Annotated in this window: 22 protein-coding genes; 21 read left to right on the top strand and 1 reads right to left on the bottom strand. The window is 50.0% G+C overall.

The genetic code is table 11. The features are described from left to right. Positions 1-49 precede the first annotated feature (49 nt). Positions 50-2,122, bottom strand: a complete 2,073-nt coding sequence (gene paaZ / locus Xmir_RS02440) for a phenylacetic acid degradation bifunctional protein PaaZ (protein ID WP_099112872.1) — start codon at positions 2,120-2,122, stop codon at positions 50-52. Between the two features lie 329 nt (positions 2,123-2,451). Here paaZ and paaA point away from each other — a divergent pair, with 329 nt between their 5' ends. The 21 genes from paaA (at position 2,452) to Xmir_RS02335 (ending at position 21,630) form a co-directional block, all read left to right on the top strand. Next, positions 2,452-3,393 carry a 1,2-phenylacetyl-CoA epoxidase subunit PaaA gene (gene paaA, locus Xmir_RS02435; protein ID WP_099112871.1) on the top strand — a complete coding sequence of 314 codons (942 nt, stop codon included), beginning with the start codon at positions 2,452-2,454 and terminating at the stop codon, positions 3,391-3,393. A 38-nt stretch (positions 3,394-3,431) separates the two neighbouring features. Then, positions 3,432-3,719, top strand: coding sequence for a 1,2-phenylacetyl-CoA epoxidase subunit PaaB (gene paaB / locus Xmir_RS02430; protein ID WP_099112870.1), 288 nt, complete (start codon positions 3,432-3,434; stop codon positions 3,717-3,719). 11 nt (positions 3,720-3,730) lie between these two features. Beyond that, positions 3,731-4,507 carry a 1,2-phenylacetyl-CoA epoxidase subunit PaaC gene (gene paaC / locus Xmir_RS02425; RefSeq protein ID WP_099112869.1) on the top strand — a complete coding sequence of 259 codons (777 nt, stop codon included), beginning with the start codon at positions 3,731-3,733 and terminating at the stop codon, positions 4,505-4,507. 29 nt (positions 4,508-4,536) lie between these two features. Continuing rightward, on the top strand, positions 4,537-5,064 hold the full coding sequence (gene paaD, locus Xmir_RS02420; protein WP_099112868.1) for a 1,2-phenylacetyl-CoA epoxidase subunit PaaD: 528 nt from the start codon (positions 4,537-4,539) through the stop codon (positions 5,062-5,064). Between the two features lie 20 nt (positions 5,065-5,084). After that, positions 5,085-6,197: a 1,2-phenylacetyl-CoA epoxidase subunit PaaE gene (gene paaE / locus Xmir_RS02415; RefSeq protein WP_099112867.1), complete on the top strand. Its 1,113-nt coding sequence runs from the start codon at positions 5,085-5,087 to the stop codon at positions 6,195-6,197. Positions 6,198-6,261: 64 nt separating this feature from the next. Continuing rightward, the gene (gene paaF, locus Xmir_RS02410) at positions 6,262-7,035 is read left to right on the top strand and encodes a 2,3-dehydroadipyl-CoA hydratase PaaF (RefSeq protein ID WP_099112866.1); all 774 of its coding nucleotides are present in this window, start codon (positions 6,262-6,264) and stop codon (positions 7,033-7,035) included. A 3-nt stretch (positions 7,036-7,038) separates the two neighbouring features. Then, positions 7,039-7,836: a 2-(1,2-epoxy-1,2-dihydrophenyl)acetyl-CoA isomerase PaaG gene (gene paaG, locus Xmir_RS02405; RefSeq protein WP_099112865.1), complete on the top strand. Its 798-nt coding sequence runs from the start codon at positions 7,039-7,041 to the stop codon at positions 7,834-7,836. Between the two features lie 2 nt (positions 7,837-7,838). After that, positions 7,839-9,467, top strand: coding sequence for a 3-hydroxyacyl-CoA dehydrogenase (locus tag Xmir_RS02400; RefSeq protein WP_099112864.1), 1,629 nt, complete (start codon positions 7,839-7,841; stop codon positions 9,465-9,467). Continuing rightward, positions 9,457-9,966 (top strand): hydroxyphenylacetyl-CoA thioesterase PaaI, encoded by a 510-nt coding sequence (gene paaI, locus Xmir_RS02395; protein WP_099112863.1) that lies wholly within the window; start codon positions 9,457-9,459, stop codon positions 9,964-9,966. The genes Xmir_RS02400 and paaI overlap by 11 nt, the downstream gene beginning before the upstream one ends. After that, on the top strand, positions 9,963-11,177 hold the full coding sequence (gene pcaF / locus Xmir_RS02390) for a 3-oxoadipyl-CoA thiolase (protein WP_099112862.1): 1,215 nt from the start codon (positions 9,963-9,965) through the stop codon (positions 11,175-11,177). Before paaI ends, pcaF begins: the two co-directional genes overlap by 4 nt. Positions 11,178-11,296: 119 nt before the next feature. After that, positions 11,297-12,628 (top strand): phenylacetate--CoA ligase PaaK, encoded by a 1,332-nt coding sequence (gene paaK, locus Xmir_RS02385; RefSeq protein ID WP_099112861.1) that lies wholly within the window; start codon positions 11,297-11,299, stop codon positions 12,626-12,628. A gap of 115 nt (positions 12,629-12,743) precedes the next feature. After that, positions 12,744-13,667, top strand: a complete 924-nt coding sequence (paaX, locus tag Xmir_RS02380) for a phenylacetic acid degradation operon negative regulatory protein PaaX (protein ID WP_099112860.1) — start codon at positions 12,744-12,746, stop codon at positions 13,665-13,667. Between the two features lie 249 nt (positions 13,668-13,916). Continuing rightward, positions 13,917-14,465, top strand: coding sequence for a dihydrofolate reductase family protein (locus Xmir_RS02375; RefSeq protein ID WP_099112859.1), 549 nt, complete (start codon positions 13,917-13,919; stop codon positions 14,463-14,465). 15 nt (positions 14,466-14,480) lie between these two features. Then, the gene (locus Xmir_RS02370; protein WP_099112858.1) at positions 14,481-16,433 is read left to right on the top strand and encodes a BglG family transcription antiterminator; all 1,953 of its coding nucleotides are present in this window, start codon (positions 14,481-14,483) and stop codon (positions 16,431-16,433) included. Positions 16,434-16,757: 324 nt separating this feature from the next. Further along, positions 16,758-17,069, top strand: a complete 312-nt coding sequence (locus Xmir_RS02365) for a transcriptional antiterminator (RefSeq protein ID WP_422646023.1) — start codon at positions 16,758-16,760, stop codon at positions 17,067-17,069. Positions 17,070-17,088: 19 nt separating this feature from the next. Continuing rightward, positions 17,089-17,508: an SFCGS family glycine-rich protein gene (locus Xmir_RS02360; protein ID WP_099112856.1), complete on the top strand. Its 420-nt coding sequence runs from the start codon at positions 17,089-17,091 to the stop codon at positions 17,506-17,508. Then, positions 17,505-17,852 carry a DUF4312 family protein gene (locus Xmir_RS02355; protein WP_099112855.1) on the top strand — a complete coding sequence of 116 codons (348 nt, stop codon included), beginning with the start codon at positions 17,505-17,507 and terminating at the stop codon, positions 17,850-17,852. The genes Xmir_RS02360 and Xmir_RS02355 overlap by 4 nt, the downstream gene beginning before the upstream one ends. Before the next feature lie 15 nt (positions 17,853-17,867). Beyond that, positions 17,868-18,659, top strand: coding sequence for a DUF4311 domain-containing protein (locus Xmir_RS02350; RefSeq protein ID WP_099112854.1), 792 nt, complete (start codon positions 17,868-17,870; stop codon positions 18,657-18,659). A gap of 8 nt (positions 18,660-18,667) precedes the next feature. After that, positions 18,668-19,312: a DUF4310 family protein gene (locus Xmir_RS02345; RefSeq protein WP_167385934.1), complete on the top strand. Its 645-nt coding sequence runs from the start codon at positions 18,668-18,670 to the stop codon at positions 19,310-19,312. Positions 19,313-19,331: 19 nt separating this feature from the next. Continuing rightward, complete coding sequence (locus Xmir_RS02340; RefSeq protein ID WP_099112852.1) at positions 19,332-20,531, top strand: amidohydrolase/deacetylase family metallohydrolase; 1,200 nt, start codon at positions 19,332-19,334, stop codon at positions 20,529-20,531. Next, positions 20,515-21,630: a DgaE family pyridoxal phosphate-dependent ammonia lyase gene (locus tag Xmir_RS02335; protein ID WP_099112851.1), complete on the top strand. Its 1,116-nt coding sequence runs from the start codon at positions 20,515-20,517 to the stop codon at positions 21,628-21,630. The genes Xmir_RS02340 and Xmir_RS02335 overlap by 17 nt, the downstream gene beginning before the upstream one ends. Positions 21,631-21,650 lie beyond the last annotated feature (20 nt).

Genomic DNA, 21,650 nt, shown 5'->3' with positions numbered 1-21,650 from the left:
CAGGCCAGCCATTCCCTTGGCTTCATGAATCTCCGATTCCCTTACCGTCCTATGCTGACGCCACAAAATCGCCTTGTTGCCGCTCCACCAGCGTCAGGATGCTATACAGCGCTACAGGTTGTTGTTCCTGATTCAGCACCTGAACATCCCACATCACAACACCTTGTGGTGTATCTTCTGGCGTTTTCTGGACTTTTTTAATCTTTTTCTTGCAAGTCAGACGTACCTGAATGGTATCGCCAATCTTAACCGGTTCAATGAAGCGCAGGTTTTCCATACCATAGTTAGCAAGTACAGGCCCGACAGCACTGTCAACAAACAAGCCCGCAGCAGCCGATACGACAAAATAGCCATGCGCCACGCGTTCACCAAATAAGGATTCTGCCGCGCCAATTTTATCCATATGAGCATAAAAATGATCCCCACTCAGACAGGCAAAATTAACGATATCCGCTTCCGTCACCGTCCTACGCGCGGTCAGTAAACTTTCACCAATTTCAAGCTGTTCGAAATACCTGCGGAATGGATGTATCGGCTCTTCCTTCACTTTTGCGCCACGAACCCATTCACGACCAATCGCAGCCAGCATACTTGGGCTAGCCTGAATTGCCGTGCGCTGCATGTAATGTTTTACGGCACGCAGACCGCCCAGCTCTTCACCGCCGCCTGCACGTCCCGGCCCGCCATGTACCAGCATGGGCAGTGGAGAACCGTGTCCTGTGGATTCCGCAGAAGCGGCTTCATCCAGCACTAACATACGGCCATGGGCACAGGCTGTCGCACGAATCACCTGTACGGCAATCTGCTCATCTGCCGTCACCAACGAACCGACCAAACTGCCATCTCCCATCATCGCCAGTTCGATCGCCTGTTCGGTATCCTTATAAGCCATCAATGTGGAAACTGGCCCGAAGGCTTCCGTACTGTGTACGACCTGATTTACCACTGGATCAGCGCAATAGAGCAAAGTTGGCGGATAGAAGGCCCCTTTGCTGTTGCTATTGCCCGTCAGTACCAATTTATCCAGTGAACCCCCACACAAAAGCTCACACCCGCTATTGTGCAATTCGTTGACTTTCGCCTGTACCTCATCACGCTGCTCCAGATTAATCAACGCTCCCATGCGTACTTCCGGCAAAGCGGGATCGCCGACCGTCACACCAGACAACCGTTTGAGCAATGCTTGTTTAACGTCTTCCATTTGACTGACAGGCACAATAATACGCCGAATTGCCGTACATTTCTGACCGGCCTTGACGGTCATTTCACGGACGACTTCCTTGATAAATACGCCAAATTCCGGCATATCAGGTGTGACATCTTTACCCAGAATGCAGCAGTTGAGAGAATCTGCTTCCATCGTAAAGGGAATGGATTTTTCTATCAGCCGAGGATGGGTACGCAGTTTCTGCCCTGTTTGTGCCGAGCCGGTAAACGTGACGGCATCCTGATAATCAAGATGATCAAACAGATCACCAATGCCACCGCAGATCAACTGCAATGCGCCTTCCGGCACCAGACCACTGTCGATGATCATTTTCACCATCGCCTGTGTCAATTGGGCAGAGGCCGTAGCCGGTTTGATAATCGCCGGCATTCCCGCCATCCACGTTGGGGCCAGTTTTTCCAGCATGCCCCAACAAGGAAAGTTAAACGCGTTGATATGCAGTGCTACACCGGGACGGGAAGTCAGCACATGGCGGGCCACAAATTGAGATTGTTTAGACAACGGTATCATCTCATCTTCCGGCCACAGCGTATCATCCGGTAATTCACGCCCTGCCAATCCTGCATAAGAAAAAAGCGTCGCCACACCACCTTCAATATCAACCCAACTATCTGGGCGGGTCGCCCCTGTCTGCGTAGAAATGGCATACAACGCCTCTTTGTTGGCAAGCAGATGCTTTGCAACTGCTTTCATCATCTGCGCCCGTTGCTGGAATGTCATCGCAGCCAGCGCCTTTCCCCCTTTTTCACGGGCATACTCTAAACTTTTTGCGAGTGGCAAACCCTCTGAAGATACCTGATACAAGGCTTCGCCGCTGATTGCATGATGAATGGTTCTCGTGTTGCCCTGCCCATAAGCCCAAGCACCACAAATGTAACTCGTCAATTGTTGCATTTTTTTCTCCATCAATCTCATTAATGAATCAATCATTAAGTAACAGCATGCTAGTTATGTATCATATATTTCATTAACAAGGCCACCTGCAAAATTAACAAAATAAAAACATTTATGTCCAATCACTTATTAATATTCTTACTACTATCAAACATGAAAAATTAACTCATTGTTTTATAATGGATAAAAATTCATATTGTGATGTGTACGACAAATATACAACTCAAGCATTTGATATTTTTGTTATCGGTTTGTAGATTTATGGTTACTTAAAGTGATTCGTTTTTATGTTCAATATCAAAAAATAAGAATCATAATGGAGTCCCAAAATGACAACTGACCCACTTCAGGCGCGCTTTGACGCCAAGATCGCCGCGGATCTCTCCATTGAAGCCAAAGATTGGATGCCTGAAGCCTATCGCCAGAATCTGATACGCCAGATTGGTCAACACGCACACTCGGAAGTGGTCGGCATGTTACCGGAAGCCAATTGGATCACCCGCGCCCCGACATTACGCCGCAAAGCCATCCTGCTGGCCAAAGTACAGGATGAGGCAGGACATGGACTTTATCTCTATAGCGCGGCTGAAACACTGGGTTGTTCCCGTCAGGATATCTACCAAAAGCTGCTGGATGGCAAGATGAAGTACTCCTCCATCTTTAACTATCCCACCCTGAGCTGGGCAGATATTGGCGTGATTGGCTGGCTGGTGGACGGTGCAGCAATTGTTAATCAGGTCGCCTTGTGCCGGGCCTCTTACGGTCCCTACGCCCGCGCGATGGTGAAGATCTGCAAGGAAGAAAGTTTCCACCAGCGGCAAGGTTATGAAGCCGTCATGGCGCTGGCAAATGGCAACGAAGCCCAACGCGCAATGTTACAAGATGCCATTAACCGTTTCTGGTGGCCGACATTAATGATGTTTGGCCCAAATGACAGCGATTCTCCCAATAGTGCCCAGAGCATGGCGTGGAAAATCAAGCGATTCAGCAATGATGAACTACGGCAAAAATTCATCGACAACACCGTTCCCCAGTTAGAAGCACTGGGCATGACAGCCCCCGATCCCGAATTGATCTGGGATGAAACAACCGGACATTACCGTTTTGGCGAAATCAACTGGGATGAATTCTATCAAGTGCTGAAAGGACAAGGCGTCTGCAATCACGAGCGTCTGGAAGCCAAACGCCGGGCCTGGGAAAACGGAAGTTGGGTACGTGAGGCAGCATGTGTTCATGCCAAGAAAACCGCCGCCAAAAAAAGTGCTGCCTAATCCGCGTCATCTGAACAGAACCGAAGGGAGTGAATCTAATGAACAATAACGAGTGGCCACTGTACGAGGTCTTTGTCCGCAGTAAACAGGGATTGGCTCACCGCCATGTTGGCAGCCTCCATGCGGCAGATGATCAAATGGCACTGGAAAACGCACGTGATGCTTACACGCGCCGCAATGAAGGCTGCTCCATTTGGGTCGTGAAATCCATCTATCTGGTGGCCTCACAACCGGAAGAGCGCGGGGCATTTTTCGACCCCTCGGAGGACAAGATTTACCGTCATCCGACTTTCTACACCATTCCTGATGGCATCAAGAATATGTAGGGGGCGGAAATATGAATACCCATAACGTTTCATCACCCAAACATGATCTGTTTCATTATGTGCTGCGTCAGGGAGATACGCCGCTGATTCTGGCACAGCGCCTGTGCGAATGGTGCGGGCATGCGCCAGAACTGGAAATTGACCTCGCTCTGGCGAATATCGGCCTTGACCTGCTTGGGCAATCACGCCATTTCCTCAGCTATGCAGCCACCCTTTCAGGAACGGGGCTTGATGAAGACCATCTGGCGTTTGGTCGTGATGAGCGTGAGTTCCTTAATCTACTGCTGGTGGAACAGCCAAACGGCGGCTTTAACGACACATTGGTACGCCAGTTTTTTATCGATACCTATCACGTTCTCCTGCATCAGGCACTGAGCCAAAGCCGTGATCCCCAATTAGCCGCCATCAGCACCAAATCGTTGAAGGAAGTGGAATATCACCTGCGATTCAGCCGGGGCTGGATGATTCGCCTGGGGGATGGCACAGAGCTGAGCCACGGAAAAATTCAGCACTCCCTCAATCAACTATGGCGCTTTACCGGTGAACTATTCCATTGCGACGAAACAGAGCAACGGCTGGTGGAAGACGGCATTGCCGTTGATCCCCGCACACTGCGTGAACCGTGGCTGCAAATCGTCAGCGAAACGTTCGCGGAAGCGACATTAGACATACCACCAGAACAGCCTTACCGACAAGGCGGGAAACAAGGGCTGCATACGGAAAATTTGGGATACATGCTGGCAGAAATGCAATATCTGCAACGTACTTACCCCAACGGCATCTGGTAACAAAAAACGGCTAGTCATGGGAGGAAATGATGGAACAGCAATACAATACACTCTTTCGTGCAAGCGTACAGCCGCCGGAAATCCATCAAATCTGGCAATGTCTGCACCAAATTGCCGATCCAGAACTCCCCGTGCTCTCCATTACGGATCTTGGCATGATTCGGGCAGTCACGCCTATGCAAGACATGCAAAACGGCTGGCGAGTGACATTCACCCCAACGTACTCCGGTTGCCCCGCGACGGAGTACTTGCTCAATGCCATTCGGGAAACACTGACACAAGCAGGCTTTACGCCAGTGGACATCGAAGTGAGCCTGGCACCCGCATGGACAACCGACTGGATGAATGCAGATACCAAACAGCGTTTACGTGAATTCGGCATTGCCCCACCCCAAGGCCTGGCCTGTGAAAAACCGGCAGATGTGGAACCGATCATCTGCCCGCGCTGCGGTAGCCATACAACAGAAAAAATCAGTGAATTTGGCTCTACCGCCTGCAAAGCGCTTTACCGCTGCCAGCAGTGTCTGGAGCCGTTTGATTATTTCAAGTGTATCTAACTTCAATATGGGAGCAGAAGATGGCGACTTTTCACCACGCACGGTCACACTCCGTAGGGTCACATAGCTTTCACCGCTTAAGCATCGCTGCCATTGAACGGGAAACACCGGATGCCGTGACCGTCACATTGCACGTTCCCGATGAACTAAAGAACCGTTTCTGCTATCAACCCGGCCAACATCTGACACTCAAGGCTCAGGTAAACGGTGAAGAGCTGCGTCGTTGTTACTCCATCTGTAGTTCACCACTGGATAATGTTTTACAAATCGGCGTCAAAGCCGTTTATCAGGGGCGTTTTTCGACTTTCATCAATCAACAATTAAAAGTCGGGGATGAGCTGGAGGTTATGCTGCCACAAGGCACCTTCGGGCATTGTCCCGATGCAAACCAGCAAGGGCATTATCTGGCGATTGCTGCCGGTTCAGGTATCACGCCCATTTTATCAATCATCAAAAGTACGTTGGCACAGGAATCGGACAGCACCTTTACGCTGATTTATGGCAACCGGACCAGCCGCTCAGTGATGTTCAAAGAGGCGTTGGCCGATATTAAAAATCGCTATCTGGATCGTTTCCAGGTGCTGTACTTGTTCAGTCAGGAAGCCACCGATAGCCCGCTGTTTAACGGGCGCATTGACACCGATCACTTACAGCGCATCGGCAAAACCTTGCTCAACTTCGCCCAGTTTGATCAGGCTTTTCTCTGCGGACCAGAAGCGATGCTGGATGATGCCCACTCAGCATTAGAACAGGCTGGCATTCCCGCCCAATGTATCCACAGTGAACGTTTCAATACCGGGCAAATGCAAAAAGCAGCGATGGGTTCGCGTCCCGCCAATCTCGCTGAGCGCAGCGAAACCCGTGTCGAAATTCATCTGGATGGCCGCACCCTCAACATAACAATAAACGCAGGGGATGACAGTATTCTTGATGCTGCCCTTCGTCAGGGCGCTGATTTACCCTATGCCTGCAAAGGGGGCGTGTGCGCCACCTGCAAATGCCGGCTTAAATCCGGTGAAGTAGACATGGCAGTGAACTACAGCCTCGAACCGGATCAATTGGCGGCCGGCTATATCTTAAGTTGCCAGTCATGGCCGAAAGGCGATGGCGTGGTTGTCGATTTTGACGTCTGAACAGTCGATTTTGACGTCTGAATACCTGCATACATAAAAAATCAGGAATGAGGAGCGACCGACCATGAATCATGAATGGATTTTATGTCACCAACAACAAAGAGTACGCACGCTGACCCTCAACCGGCCGGAAGTGCGTAATGCCCTGAGCAATGACTGTCTGGAACAACTCGTACAGCAATTAGAACTGGCGGATTCAGATAGCGGAACGGGAGCTATTGTCATTACAGGTTCATCGCGCTGTTTCGCGGCCGGTGCCGATTTGAAAGAACTGCAACAACAGACCGTTGCTTCAGCCATGACAGATCGCCGTCCACAGCTCTGGCAACGCTTGAATAACATTAACAAGCCGATGATTGCTGCCGTAAACGGTTATGCCCTTGGCGCTGGCTGCGAACTGGCATTGGCCTGTGATTTGGTGATTTGTGGAGAAAATGCGCGTTTCGGTCTGCCAGAAATCACCTTGGGGCTGATGCCGGGAGCAGGGGGGACGCAGCGGCTCATCCGCAGCGTTGGCAAGGCACTGGCTTACCAGATGATATTAACGGGTGAATCTATCGATGCCTACCGTGCACGGGAATCGGGGCTGGTCGGCGAAGTTTGTCCTGACCTCACGACGCTGGAACGTGCGGAGCAAATTGCACAACGCATCAGTGAATTTTCGCCGCTGGCATTGCGGGCCGCCAAAGCCGCTCTCAAAACCGCACAAGAAACAAGCCTGTCACAAGGACTGATTTCCGAGCGCCAGCAGTTTGTCGCTCTGGCAGGTACAACCGATCGTCAGGAAGGCATCGCCGCCTTTCTGGAAAAACGTAAACCAACATTCAAAGGGTTCTGATCGATGGAAAACATATCAATGGTACTCACTGATATTAAAGCTGGTGTCCTTAGCATTACACTCAACCGTCCAGAATGCCTCAATAGCTTTAACGAGGAACTTCATCAGCAATTAAGCAAAGCGATGGATATTGCTGAACAGGATGAATCCGTACGCTGTGTTCTGCTCACCGGAGCCGGACGCGGCTTCTGTTCCGGGCAAGATTTAAATGATCGGAACTCGATTATCTCTGACGGCGGCACACCCGATCTGGGCCGGTCCGTTGAACGTTACTACAATCCGCTGATCCGGCGGATGACGGCTTTGCCCAAACCCATTATCGCTGCCGTCAATGGTGTAGCAGCCGGGGCGGGTGTTTCCCTTGCATTAGCTTGTGACATTGTGATCGCTTCCCGCACAGCCAGCTTCATTCAGGCTTTCTGCCGCATTGGCCTGACACCGGATTCTGGTGGCAGTTGGTTCCTGCCCCATAAGATTGGGCAGGCCCGCGCAATGGGCATGGCATTATTGGGAGAGAAGATCAGCGCTGAACAAGCTCTGGCATGGGGCATGATCTGGCAAGTCGTCGAACCAGAAGAGTTGGCCCAGAAAACGCAGGCGATGGCTGAACATCTGGCAACCCAACCTACCGTCGCGCTTGGCTGCATCAAACAAGCCACTTATGCCGCCGCCGGCAATACACTGGAACAGCACCTTGACCTCGAACGCGACTTACAACGTCAATGCGGGCACAGCGAAGATTTTCGTGAAGGCATCAGTGCGTTCATTGAAAAACGCCAACCGGTATTCAAGGGGAAATAATCATGACCACGCCTCTACTTAACGGCCCCATCGCCGTCATTGGGGCGGGAACCATGGGCATCGGCATTGCTCAGGTCGCAGCTCAGGCAGGACATTCCGTCCTGCTGTTTGATGCAAATAGTGAAGCGGCAGGTCATGCACTGGATAACCTCCGCGCTCGCCTGCATCAACGCGTGGAAGCCGGCAAAGCAGAGGCTGACACAACAGAAACCTTGTTACAACGCATCACTCAAGTGAATTCGTTACAAGCACTGGCATCTTGTACGCTGGTGATTGAAGCCATTGTCGAGCAATTGGAAGCCAAACAGCATTTATTCCAACAACTGGAATCCCTTTGTTCAGCACAAACCCTATTTGCCAGTAACACCTCGTCATTGCCGATTACCGCCATTGCCCGTGTTCTGTCTGCGCCACAGCGTATGGCAGGGCTGCATTTTTTCAATCCTGCCCCCTTGATGAAACTGGTGGAAATCGTACAAGGTCTGGAAACTTCCCCTCAAACTGTGGCAACCCTCAAGGATCTCGTCATCCATTGGAAAAAGCAGCCTGTGATCTGCCGTTCTACACCGGGTTTTATTGTCAATCGCATCGCACGCCCTTTCTATGCAGAAGCCCTGCGCGCACTGGAAGAACAGGTTGCGGCTCCCGCCACACTGGATGCAGTGATTAAAGAATCAGGCGGCTTTGCGATGGGGCCGCTACAACTGATGGATTTGATTGGTCATGACATTAACTACGCCGTGACTGAATCCCTGTTCCACGCTTTCCACGGTGACTCCCGGTTCCAACCTTCGTTACAACAAAAAGAGCTGGTGGATGCCGATCATCTGGGGCGTAAGCGCGGTCGCGGTTTTTATTCTTATGAAGTGAAAGGAAATGACCTGAAGGGAAATAACGGAAAAAAAGAGAGCCAGCCACTGCCGAAAATAGAGCCGAAACAACCTAGCAAACAAAAACCGCCAGTGCGGCTCAAAGCAACAGGAAACTGGGCTGTTTTACCCCATTTTGCTGCCCTGCTGCAACAACCCAAACTACAACAATATGGGATCCTCTTCGAAGAAAGCAAAAGCGACCGATTCCATTCTCCTACGTTACAGGTTGATGACATTATCCTGGCGCTGACCAAAGGGAGAACCTGCTCGCAAATTGCTGACGAAGTCAGAGTACCGGTGATGCAGTTTGATCTTTCTGCCAATCACCAATCGGCTTCCATCATTACCCTCAGTACCGCCTGTCAGAATACTCCCCAGCAAACAGCAAAAGTGATCGGCTTTCTGCAATCAATCGGTAAGCAAGTGATCCTCCTGCCGGATTATCCCGGCCTGCTGACAATGCGTACCGTCGCCATGCTGTGCAACGAAGCGCTGGATGCCATCAACAAAGGTATTGCCAGCGCCGAAGATATCGATCTGGCAATGCGCTATGGCGTCAATTACCCGATTGGCCCACTGGCATGGGGAGAGCAATTGGGCTGGAAACATATTCTCAGTACGCTGGAAAACTTACAGAAATTCTACGGGGAGCCCCGTTACCGCCCAGCCCCTCTGCTGCGCCAGTTAGCAGCGGGACATACCCAACTCACTCGCCAAAAAGCTGAAAACCACAAGAAAGGGGATGTCCATGCAAGATAATGCCGCAAGCCAACAGGCGCGCCACCACGTTGAAACCATGTACGCTCAGGATGCTTGCGCCCAAAATATGGGAATGCACATTGAGCACATTGATGTCGGGTTCGCCCGGCTCAGCATGAAAATCATCCCCTGCATGCTCAACGGCCACCAAAGTTGTCACGGAGGCATTCTGTTCAGTCTGGCAGATACCGCTTTCGCCTACGCCTGCAACAGTGAAGGGCTGGCAGCAGTGGCCTCCAGTGGCAGCATCGATTTTATCCGTCCGGTATTGGTTGATGATCAACTCACGGCCACCGCCTCCGTTCAGCATCAAGGTAAAACGACTGGCCTGTACGATGTGGAAATTACCAATCAGGCAGGCAACGTCGTGGCACTTTTCCGCGGGCGCGCCCATCGCGTCGGTCGTCATGTTTCAGACCATTCCCTTAACAACGATCCTCTTAACAACGCTCCTCTTAACAACAACACTCAGAAAAACCGTCAGGGGGAACAATTATGACTCATGCGTTTATCTGTGATGGTGTCCGTACTCCCATCGGACGTTATGGCGGTGCGTTATCCAGCCTGCGGGTGGATGATCTGGCGGCCCTGCCGCTACAGGCATTGATGGCCCGTTATCCTGCGCTGAACCGGGAACAAATTGATGATGTGATCCTCGGCTGCGCCAATCAGGCAGGAGAAGATAACCGCAACGTCGCACGTATGGCCGCGCTGCTGGCAGGGTTATCGAGCTCCGTCTCTGGCACGACAGTCAATCGGCTGTGTGGCTCTGGTTTAGATGCGCTGGCTTTTGCTGCCCGCAGTATCAAAGCCAATGAAGCCCAACTGATGCTGGCTGGCGGCGTAGAATCAATGAGCCGGGCGCCTTTCGTGATGGGCAAGGCAGACAGCGCATTCAGCCGCCAGGCTGAGATTTTTGATACCACCCTCGGCTGGCGTTTTATCAATCCGTTGATGCAGCAACAATTTGGCACCGACTCCATGCCTGAAACGGCAGAAAACGTCGCAGCCCAATTTCAAATCAGCCGTGACGATCAAGATGCCTTCGCCCTGCGCAGCCAACAGCGCGCAGCCAAAGCACAACAAACCGGTATTCTGGCTGAGGAAATCATCTCCGTCGCACTGCCCTCAACCCACAAAAAAGGCACCACGACGGTTGTCTCACAAGATGAACACCCCCGACCGGAGACAACGTTGGAACAACTGCAACGGCTCAAAGCCCCGTTCCGTACTGGCGGTACAGTCACTGCGGGTAACGCTTCTGGTCTCAATGATGGCGCAGCCGCTCTCATCATCGCCTCAGAAACCGCCGCATTACACCAAGGGCTGACACCACGGGCGCGTATCGTCGCAACGGCAACCTGTGGCGTTGAACCGCGCATCATGGGGATCGGGCCAGTGCCTGCCACCCGCAAGGTACTGGCGCTTGCTGGCCTGAGTTTGAATCAAATGTCGGTGATTGAACTGAACGAAGCCTTTGCTGCACAGTCACTGGCCGTAATGCGCCAACTGGGGTTACCGGATGACGCGGAACACGTAAACCCGAATGGCGGTGCGATTGCACTTGGTCATCCGCTGGGCATGAGCGGTGCCCGCCTCGCTCTGACAGCGACCCTTGAACTGGAACGGCGTGCTGGTCGTTATGCCCTGTGCACCATGTGCATTGGCGTAGGACAAGGCATCGCCATGATTATTGAACGTATTTCATAGCAACAACTCAGAGCCGGCTGAAATAGGCTCTTAATTCCTGACGATCTGACTTGATCAATACCTGCGCATAACGACAGAAGCAACCTGTTACAAACAAACCAACAAAAGGACAGGCAACGATGAGCAATAACGAACAACACCTAAAAAAGTCTCAAGAGCAAGATTTGGACCCGATGGAGTTTGCTTCACGAGATGAAATTCAGGCATGGCAATTTCAACAGATAAAATGGACGCTCAATCATGCCTACAATAACGTTCCCATGTATCGCCACAAATTTGATGCCGCAGGTGTCCATCCGGGTGATTTCAAACAGCTCGGGGACATCGCCAAATTTCCCTACACCACCAAACAAGATCTGCGGGAACATTACCCTTTTGGTGCCTTTGCCGTCCCCATGGAGGAGATTGTACGTATCCATGCCTCATCAGGTACGACAGGCCGCCCGACCGTGGTGGGTTATACCCAGCGGGATATCGATAATTGGTCAAATCTCATCGCCCGCAGCCTGCGTTTTGCAGGCGCGAGCGCCAAAGACAAAGTTCACGTCGCTTACGGATACGGCTTGTTCACGGGAGGATTAGGAGCACACTACGGCGCTGAAAGATTGGGGGCAGCCGTGATCCCGATGTCCGGCGGCAATACCGAAAAACAAGCGCAACTGATTCTGGATTTCAAACCTGACATCCTCATGATGACGCCATCCTACTGCCTGACGTTGCTGGATGAGCTGGAAAAAAGAATGGATGGAGACGCCAGCAACTGCTCCTTACGTGTCGGTATTTTCGGCGCGGAACCGTGGACGGCAGCCCTGCGCACTGAAATTGAAACGCGCATGGGCATTAAAGCATTGGACATCTATGGCCTGTCCGAAGTCATGGGGCCGGGCGTTGCGATGGAATCACTGGAATACGCCGATGGCTCCACGATTTGGGAAGATCATTTCTATCCAGAAGTGATCGATCCGGAGAACCTGAATATCCTGCCAGAGGGCAAAACAGGCGAGTTGATTCTCACCACCCTGACCCGAGAAGCCATGCCGGTTATCCGTTACCGCACACGCGATCTGACACGCTTATTACCCGGCACGGCACGTAATATGCGCCGCATGGACAGGATCACCGGGCGTTCCGATGACATGCTGATTATCCGCGGAATTAACGTCTTCCCCTCACAGATAGAAGAACAGATCATCCGCTTTAAGGAACTGTCGCCGCACTATCAATTAGAAGTCAACCGCAGAGGTAACCATGACTGTCTGTCAGTCAAAGTCGAACTGAAAAAGCCTGATCTGTTAAACCATGAACAATGTTGTACACTTTGCAACCAACTTCGCCATCACATTAAATCAATGGTAGGGCTGAACACCGAGGTCAGCATCGTTAATTGTGGCGTCATTCCACGCTCAGAAGGAAAAGCTGTACGGGTGATCGACAATCGTCCACATGAATAATTTTTTGCCACCGTGAATCAAGTGATACCAGACCGCGGTGGCTTACCTGAAAGACGACAGGTATATACAGTTATGTTAATGTCATGACACACTTTTGCGCAGAACACGGAAGAAGATGGCACATAAACTCGACGACTTTATTCAGCATGCTCTTGATGCCCAACCTATCAGCGGAACGTCTCTGATCATTTCGCTGTATGGCGATGCTCTCAGCCACCGTGGTGGTGAAGTCTGGCTTGGCAGCCTGAGCCTCCTGCTGGAGCCGATGGGATTCAGTGACCGTTTCGTGCGGACGTCCGTGTTTCGCCTGCAAAAAGAGGGATGGCTTACGGTAGAAAAATTGGGGCGACGCAGTTATTACCGCATCACCGAGCGTGGCATGAATCAATTTCGCCATGCAGAAAGCAAAATCTATCTCAGTGGACAGCCGGAATGGGATGGCAAATGGGACCTGCTGTTGCTGGAAGGTACAACCAAAGAAGAACGAACCCGCCTGAAAAAAGAGTTAAGCTGGCTTGGATTCGGCCAACTTAACAGTACGCTGATGGCTGCGCCAAGCAGTGCCCAAAGTGATATTCCCGCACTTTTGCATGAACTCAACGCCAGTGATTCCGTTATCTATTTTCGTGCCGATTATCCTTACCCACGTTCAGAACAGAGTCTGAAAGAGCGGGTAACGGTAAGTTGGTCACTGGAACAGGTATCGCAGCACTATCACGAATTTATCGTCTCCTTCCGCCCCTTGATGGCACTACTGCGGGATTGCCATCAAGACGATCTGACGCCAGAGCGCTGCTTTCAGTTACGCCTGCTGCTGATCCACTTTTACCGCCGTGTCGTACTGCGTGATCCCCTGCTGCCGGATGCTCTGCTGCCCACGCAATGGGAAGGACAAATAGCCCGCCACTTATGTATCAATATCTATCAGCACATTAACCTTGCTGCAACGCGTTACGTCAGCGAACGCTGCGAAACTACCATTGGTCAATTACCTCAACCCGCTGCGGCGTATTATCGACGTTTTGGTGAATCGCCATAAATATCAGGAACGGGTAGCACGCGGTAAATATTGTCTTACTGCTGGAAATCCAGTGGTGGGACCGCGGTCCCACCCGTTTGACTAAATGATTTTTGTTATATTTTTGATCAAAATCGCTCAAAAAGACTAATCCCTTTTTTACTCGCCTGATAGGGTAGTTAGTTTATTTATCGCTACTATTTATCCGGTCAGACATCACAATTCCCTCTGATTTATAAGTACCGGTACGTATAAAAATAAGGAAAAGCCATGTCAAGACTCGTCTATTATGTCGCCGCCTCAATGGATGGTTATATTGCTACGGCAGACCATAAATTAGATTGGTTATACACTTGTTCGCCGGGTGATGATGCCACACCTTATGATGATTTTTATCAAGATATCGGTGCCGCCATTATGGGATCAGGAACCTATGAGTGGATTCTGAAAAATACCTCAGGAGAATGGCCTTATAAAAATATTCCTTCTTTTATCCTCTCCTCAAGAAATTTAACTATTCCTGCTGGCATTAATGCCGTTGTCACTCAAGACAGCCCCAAAAATATTGCCACCAGCGCAAGAAATACCGCCAAAGGCAAAGATGTTTGGATAATTGGAGGAGGCAAAACCGCCGCCAGTTTTGCTGATGCCGGGGAGTTACAGCAACTGTTTATTACCACGGTTCCGGTATTTTTAGGTTCAGGTATCCCCATCCTGCCTGTTAGTCAGACGATCCATGTCACACCTGATAAACAGCGATTCTTGAAAAGTGGCGCGTTTGAAACCGTCATGGATATCAAATTGAACAACTCACCGTGAATTCAGGGTATTACCGTGGCCCTGTTTCCCTATCCGCGCCTTGCTCATCTCTTTGAGGTGATTCAGGCAGAACAATTGCCACAAGATGAGCTGGCAAAACGCTTTAGTGTTTCCAGCCGAACCATCCGCACGGATATCAACGAATTGAATGACATTCTGCGCCGTTACGGGGCGCAGATCTTGTATAAACGCGGGAACGGTTATGCCCTGCATGTTGATGATCAAACGTTATTTGCTTCTCTGCCAAAACAGCAGCAAGTGATCCAGACGATCCCAAGAACCGCTCGTGATCGTGTCGAAGCGCTGCTACTGAAACTGTTGCTGGCATCAGAACCCATCAAACTGGATGATATCGCCGAAGGATGGTGTATCAGCCGTGGTACGTTGCAGCAGGATATGAGTACAGTGCGTGAAGTGCTCGGCAAATATCCGCTGCAACTGGAAAGCATTCCCCGCGTGGGAAATAAATTAAATGGCGATGAGCGTCTTATTCGCGCCTGTCTGACGGATACATTGCTACACCGATTCTTACGGTATACGGAACTGCCGCTTAGCCAATTTAAGATGGATATTTTGGCGTCTATCGACCTGCCTTATATTGAAGAAATTTTGCAAAACAGCCTCAGCCGGTTTGATATCCAGCTAACCCATGAAGGCAAACAATACCTGATATTCAACTGTACCGCTTCCCTGCTCCGCATTCGCGATCATCACGCCATAAGGCAGAATGAAAATGAAATAGAACAGAATGAAATCCCTCCATTAGATAGCGCCATCCAAAATGCAATTAAGGAAATCTCAACTGCGTTTGCCGTCTTTTTAGATGAAAAGATATCTCCCGCAGAAGCCCATTATCTCGGCAGGCAAATCGCCGCACAGCGTATACCCCAACATGACGATCCGGTTTGCAGTATCGTCGAGAGCCAGCGCTGGGCAGATGAGATCCTGCTCGATATCAATGAGTCCTATCACTATGATTTACGCCATGACCACAGGCTGATAAACGATCTGGCAGCCCATTTAAGTTTGTTAGTCAGCCGATTACGTCACCAAATCAGCACGAAAAATCCCCTGCTGGCCGAGATCAAACAGTATTATCCTTTCGCCTATGATGTCACGGTCAGCGCACTGGCTCGCATTGAAGATCAACTCCCTTGTTCCATCAATGAAGATGAACTGGGATATCTGGCCGTACATATTGGCGTTGGGTTAGAACGGCATTACGGCACAGGCAATAACCGCCCTATTCCTGTTTTACTCGTCACCAATGCAGGTAACGCAACACAACGCATGATTGAAGCGCAAATGGTCCGGGAATTTCCACAACTCAAACTACAGCGCATATTGCCATGCCATGAATACAACACATTGGCCTATGTGGAAGAGAATTTCGTCGTTACCACTCTGCGTCTGACCGAAAAAAATAAACCTGTCATCAAGATCTCTCCTTTCCCTACCCCCTACCAAATAGAGTTAATTGGGCGGCTTATGATGACCGATCAAACACGTTCTTACATTTTGGAACGTTTCTTCGACCGGCGTTACTTCATGGTGATAAAGGAAGAAATTACGCAGGAAGCTTTATTCAAAAAGGTCTGCCGAAAATTGCAGGCAGAGGGGTATGTTGAGGAGAATTTCTGCGCCTCATTACTTGAGCGGGAATCCATCCTTTCCACATTACTGGGTGAAAATATCGCCTTGCCGCATGCGTTGGGATTATTGGCTCGTAAAACAGTGGTCGTCACTATCCTCGCCCCCAATGGCATTGAATGGAACAAAGAAACCAAAGAGCGAGCCAATGTGATTTTCTTGCTCGCCATCAGCAAGGAAGACTATGAAGAAGCCATGTCCATTTACGACCTTTTTGTCACATTTGTCAGGGAAAAAGCGGCGAAAAGGTTGTTACGTAGCCGAAATTTCGATGAATTTCAGATGATCGCAAAAGACAGCCTCGGACGTATCATCTAAATTGCATTAATTGGACTACAATAGCTTAAAAAAACAAAGAGAAAAACTGGCCATAATGTGACCGCATTCAAAGGATAACAAAATCATTTTCTCCGCTTTTTACGCATTTTCTCACTGAAGAAACCAACAATTCTGCGTAATAGCCCCCTGTTTTTAATTAATTTCCACTTTGAAACGGAAATTAGCCTGCTCCCAAGCCAGAAATAAAATCGATAAGGTCATTATCGGCAAACAAAATTTGTATCCATTTGTGGCAAAGCGACGATTTATCGTGCCGGATTTGACTGGGAAACTTTTATGAATCATCCCTCCATACATTCCAATATGGCGAAAGAAGCCTTTGAGCCAGAAATAATCCGTCAGGACGTATTGGCCCTGATTGAGAAATGGTTGGCGAATGAAGGTGCATACACCACGCCCGTACAGCAACAAATGTTGGAATCCCACGTTAAAGCCATGGTGATGAGAGCAAAGACAGGGGAACCCTTGCCTGAAGTGGATCTCTCGCTATTTGATGAAATTTCACCCGAATCTATCAAACTGGCCGCCAAAATCGTCGAAACACTGCCAAATCTGGCGATTGAAGAAGTTTATCTGCTATCAGTGCATTTTGAGATTGCGCGCTCCAATCCTTGAATATTTGAGGGCAGACCCCATGAGCAAACAGACAGCTATTGAAAAACACCCCACTGAAACACACGTCGTTAAAAAACAAGTCGTTGTCGTTATCGGTGATCGTTTAGGTAAGGGACAAAACGTTGCCATAGGGATTGAAGCCGCTGGCGGGAAAGCCATTGTCATTCCGGGCATGGCAGCAGATATGAAACTGGGCGATGTTATGCAGCGAGAACAAGCAGATCTCGGCATTTCGTTTTGTGGCAGTGGCGGTGCGGGGGCAATCACGGCACAGAACAAATATGGTTACTCAGTTCGCCACGGAATGCGTTCCATTGAAGAAGGGGAAACGGCGATCCGCGAAGGCTGTACTGTGCTTGGTTTTGGTTTTATGGACAAAGCCGAGTTAGGCGAGCGTCTGATTCATGCCTTTACCAAAAAGCTGAGCGAAGGATCATGAAAGCATTGCTTGAAACCACTGTGCGTGTCAGTGGCTCCGGTGATTCCCGACAAAAAGCCATCGCCGATGCCCTGAATGCTGTGCAACGCACAGTATTACAAGGAAGCACGCAGATTATTCTGCGCATCGAACCCAAGGATATCGCGATTATCAGTGCCACCAGCGAAGTGACAACAGAAAAGTTTCTATTCTTTTTTCTGCCCCGTCAGCGCGAACATTATTCGGTGGTTTTGGATGTTACCGTCAATGTCACCTTGCTGGATGTACAGGCTATCCCTTTCAAGCAATCCATGTCAGCCAATCCGTATCACACCACAGAAAAACATCATTCCGGCAAAACATGATGGGGAGAAAAAACGATGGGTGCTACCGCCTCTTTTATCGAAATACTGGGTATGTCGCTCATTATCGGTGGCCTGTGTGGTTTCGGCCTCGGAGCAGGAGCGGCACGCATGTTCCACGCACCAACCATTCAGGGCATGGGGGCTTTTCGCACGCTAGGTGAGCTGAATGCCTGCGAAGGCGATCCGGCTTCTCACTTCTCTTTTGGCCTCGGTTTCTTTTTTAACGCTTGGGCATCATCAGTCGCTGCCGGAGCATTTACGCAGGATGTGGATCATCGCATTATTCCCAATTGGGGTGCGGCAACGTTAATGATCAAAAACCGCAACGTGGCGGAAACGCTGCATAATCCGAAAAAAATGGCGATTGCCTGCGGCATTGTTGGGGCGCTACTGGTGGCATTCCTGAATACCACGGCCTCCGCCGTTCCCGTCGCTTTACAGACCACCGCCACCAACGTACTGGTTCCCGCCGCCAATCTACTGGTCAATACCGTGATGCCGGTACTGTTCTGGCTTGCTGCAATGGATGCAGGCCGACGCGCCGGTTTCTGGGCCACACTCTTCGGCGGTTGTGCTCAACTGATCATGGGTAATGCCATTCCCGGTCTGGTATTGGGGATTTTGATCGGCAAAGGCGTCGATGACAACGGCTGGAATAAAATTACCCGCACCATGCTTATCGCTGTCATTTTGCTGTTCACCCTCAGCGGGTTCTTCCGTGAGTTCGATCTCAAGCTCCTGCAATCTTTCATGCTGGATACGCCAAACTGGCTACACCATATCCATCAATTTCTGAGTGGGAAATAACCATGAATATTGAACTGAACAAGCATGATTTCTGGTACGCAGAATGGACATTCCCTCTGTTTGTCGGCCTGCTGTCAGCGGGAATTTTTGCCGGTACGCATATGTATGTGGTGTACGGATTTGGGGCATTTAATGAAGTCGCTTTCGTCGCAATGTTACGTTCCGGCATAGATACCGGTGCTTATGGAGCAGTAGCCGCATTTGGCGCCAGTTTTCTGTTTGCCCGTATTGTTGAAGGATCACTGGTTGGCATTCTGGATATCGGCGGTGCTCTGCAAACCGGTATTGGTTTAGGCGTTCCCGCTCTGTTGCTGGCGGGAGGTTTTGATTTTCTCGTCACTAACTTCTGGGCTTCGCTGATCACTGGCATGTTACTGGGTGTTATCGTCGGTCTGGTGATCATCCTTGCCCGTAAATTCACGGTTGCACAGGGAAATTCCACCTTTGGGGCAGATGTCATGATGGGGGCAGGTAACGCATCGGGAAGGTTCCTCGGCCCTCTCATTATTTTGGCCGCAATGGTTGCATCCATTCCGATTGGCCTCGGTTCACTGATCGGCGCCCTGCTGTTTTATCTGTGGAAAAAGCCCGTGGCAGGCGGTGCCATTTTGGGCGCAATGGTGTCCGGCTATTTTTTTCCTGTCGCAACATAATAATAAGGACAGGTATCTCATGAATGATTTAATTATTAAGCAAGGAAAACTCATTAACGGGGATTTGATTGATATTGTAATCAATGATGGCAAGATTACTGCCATTGGCCCCGCCGCCGCGGTCGGGTTGCCATCTATCAAGGAAATTGATCTGCACGGTCATTATTACGTCAGCGCGGGCTGGATTGATGCCCATACTCACTGCTACCCGCAATCTCCGCTTTACTATGATGATCCCGATTTGATTGGTGCGGCCTGTGGTGTCACAACCGTTGTCGATGCAGGCAGTACGGGAGCCGATGATATCGATGACTTTTATGCCGTGGCACGCAAGGCCAAAACCCACGTCTATGCCTTCTTAAATATCGCCCGTACCGGTATTTGCAGTCAAAACGAACTGGCTGACATCACTCAAATCGACAATACCCGCCTGCAAGATGCGGTCAGGCGTCACAAGGGATTTGTTATCGGATTGAAAGCCCGCATGAGTAAAAGCGTGGTTGGCAAAAATGGTTTCCAGCCTCTCATCAAAGCTAAAGCCATGCAGAAAGAGAATCATCTTCCGCTAATGGTACATATCGGCAATCCTTCCCCCAAACTGGAAGAAATTGCTGATCTGCTGACTAAAGGCGATATCATCACTCACTGCTTTAACGGCAAACCTAACCGTATCCTTGATGAAGCCGGTAACCTGAAACTCACCATTCAACGGGCACTTGCCAGAGGTGTTATTCTGGATGTCGGACATGGCACAGAAAGTCTTAGTTTTTCTATTGCCGAACAAGCCATTAAGTTCGGTGCCCATCCTCACATGATCAGTTCAGATATCTACCAAAGAAACCGCATTGACGGGCCAGTCTACAGTCTCGCCACTGTGATGACAAAATTCCTCAACATGGGCTTGTCGCCTGAGTACATTTTGAACTGCGTGACAATCAATGCCGCGGATTTACTCCACCTGCCACGTAAAGGCCGGTTAGAACGTGGCTGTGACGGCGACATCACAATTTTTGATCTGAAAAATCAACGCATTGAACTTGTCGATGCCGAGGGGCAAATCAGGATCGGTACACAACAATTTATCCCCATCGCAGCCATCATTTCGGGAGTTCACATTGTCGTGGCAGAGAATACCGCAGCGAAAAACATGTCTGCGGAAAATATACCCGTCAAAAATTCAGCTACGAAAAGGAGCGTCGCCAATGGCATCCCTCTATGAAAAATACCAATTGCGCCAGGTGATCAATGCTGCCGGACGTATGACAGCACTGGGTGTATCAACACCTGCTGAGCGGGTCATTGCGCAGGTTAGCGCAGGGCTGAAACACTATTTTGAGATGGATGATTTGGTGGATAAAACCGGTAATTACATCGCTCAATTACTGGGTGTGGAAGGTGCTGTTGTCGTTTCTTGCGCCTCGTCTGGGATTGCCCAATCCGTGGCTGCCGTCATCACTAAAGATGACAACGACCTGCTGCTTAACCTGCACTGTTCGGATAAATCGGTTCCACGTGAAATCATTTTGCCCAAAGGGCATAACGTGAATTTTGGCGCCCCCGTTGCAACCATGATTACATTGGGCGGTGGTAAAGTCATTGAAGCGGGCTTTGCCAATGAATGCAGCGCGACACAGATCGCCGATAAAATCACGCCACAAACCGCGGCTATTCTCTATATCAAATCACACCATGCCGTACAAAAAAGTATGCTGACGGTGGCAGACGCCGCCCGTATTGCACAAACACATAACTTGCCCCTGATTGTGGATGCCGCTGCTGAAGAGGATTTAACCCTTTATTATCGGCAAGGGGCAGATTTAGTGATCTACAGTGGAGCCAAAGCGATTGAAGGCCCCACCAGCGGATTAGTAATTGGCAAACAGACTTATGTCGAATGGGTTAAACGGCAGCGTCACGGTATCGGGCGAGCCATGAAAATTGGTAAAGAAGGTATTCTCGGCCTTACCTTGGCTATTGAAAATCATCTCAACCAGACAAAAGAAACAGGCGCAGAGATGGTAACAAGGATGACACCGTTTATTGAGAAGCTGAACCGCATTACAGGAGTCTCCGCCAAAGTCGTTTGGGACAGTGCAGGCCGTGATATCGCTCGTACTGAGATCACGTTTAACGAACAACGCATCGGCAGAAATACATTCGAAATTTTGGCACAGCTCCGGCAAGGCAATATTGCGATCTATTTTCGGGAATATAAAGCCAATGAAGGCCGAATCGAAGTGGATATTCGCAGTGTGACGCCAATGCAACTGAGCACGATTGCAATGGAAATTAGACGGGTGGTGATGGGTAGAAAGTAGTTCCCGCTATCTCCTCTGAT

The sequence above is a fragment of the Xenorhabdus miraniensis genome, assembly GCF_002632615.1.
This window is presented reverse-complemented; position numbering and strand designations above follow the sequence as displayed.

Bases quoted from the DNA above. Each gene is read 5' to 3' on its own strand.
- paaZ (WP_099112872.1), bottom strand. From the start codon at position 2,122: ATGCAACAATTGACGAGTTACATTTGTGGTGCTTGGGCTTATGGGCAG.
- paaA (WP_099112871.1), top strand. From the start codon at position 2,452: ATGACAACTGACCCACTTCAGGCGCGCTTTGACGCCAAGATCGCCGCG.
- paaB (WP_099112870.1), top strand. From the start codon at position 3,432: ATGAACAATAACGAGTGGCCACTGTACGAGGTCTTTGTCCGCAGTAAA.
- paaC (WP_099112869.1), top strand. From the start codon at position 3,731: ATGAATACCCATAACGTTTCATCACCCAAACATGATCTGTTTCATTAT.
- paaD (WP_099112868.1), top strand. From the start codon at position 4,537: ATGGAACAGCAATACAATACACTCTTTCGTGCAAGCGTACAGCCGCCG.
- paaE (WP_099112867.1), top strand. From the start codon at position 5,085: ATGGCGACTTTTCACCACGCACGGTCACACTCCGTAGGGTCACATAGC.
- paaF (WP_099112866.1), top strand. From the start codon at position 6,262: ATGAATCATGAATGGATTTTATGTCACCAACAACAAAGAGTACGCACG.
- paaG (WP_099112865.1), top strand. From the start codon at position 7,039: ATGGAAAACATATCAATGGTACTCACTGATATTAAAGCTGGTGTCCTT.
- Xmir_RS02400 (WP_099112864.1), top strand. From the start codon at position 7,839: ATGACCACGCCTCTACTTAACGGCCCCATCGCCGTCATTGGGGCGGGA.
- paaI (WP_099112863.1), top strand. From the start codon at position 9,457: ATGCAAGATAATGCCGCAAGCCAACAGGCGCGCCACCACGTTGAAACC.
- pcaF (WP_099112862.1), top strand. From the start codon at position 9,963: ATGACTCATGCGTTTATCTGTGATGGTGTCCGTACTCCCATCGGACGT.
- paaK (WP_099112861.1), top strand. From the start codon at position 11,297: ATGAGCAATAACGAACAACACCTAAAAAAGTCTCAAGAGCAAGATTTG.
- paaX (WP_099112860.1), top strand. From the start codon at position 12,744: ATGGCACATAAACTCGACGACTTTATTCAGCATGCTCTTGATGCCCAA.
- Xmir_RS02375 (WP_099112859.1), top strand. From the start codon at position 13,917: ATGTCAAGACTCGTCTATTATGTCGCCGCCTCAATGGATGGTTATATT.
- Xmir_RS02365 (WP_422646023.1), top strand. From the start codon at position 16,758: ATGGCGAAAGAAGCCTTTGAGCCAGAAATAATCCGTCAGGACGTATTG.
- Xmir_RS02360 (WP_099112856.1), top strand. From the start codon at position 17,089: ATGAGCAAACAGACAGCTATTGAAAAACACCCCACTGAAACACACGTC.
- Xmir_RS02355 (WP_099112855.1), top strand. From the start codon at position 17,505: ATGAAAGCATTGCTTGAAACCACTGTGCGTGTCAGTGGCTCCGGTGAT.
- Xmir_RS02350 (WP_099112854.1), top strand. From the start codon at position 17,868: ATGGGTGCTACCGCCTCTTTTATCGAAATACTGGGTATGTCGCTCATT.
- Xmir_RS02340 (WP_099112852.1), top strand. From the start codon at position 19,332: ATGAATGATTTAATTATTAAGCAAGGAAAACTCATTAACGGGGATTTG.
- Xmir_RS02335 (WP_099112851.1), top strand. From the start codon at position 20,515: ATGGCATCCCTCTATGAAAAATACCAATTGCGCCAGGTGATCAATGCT.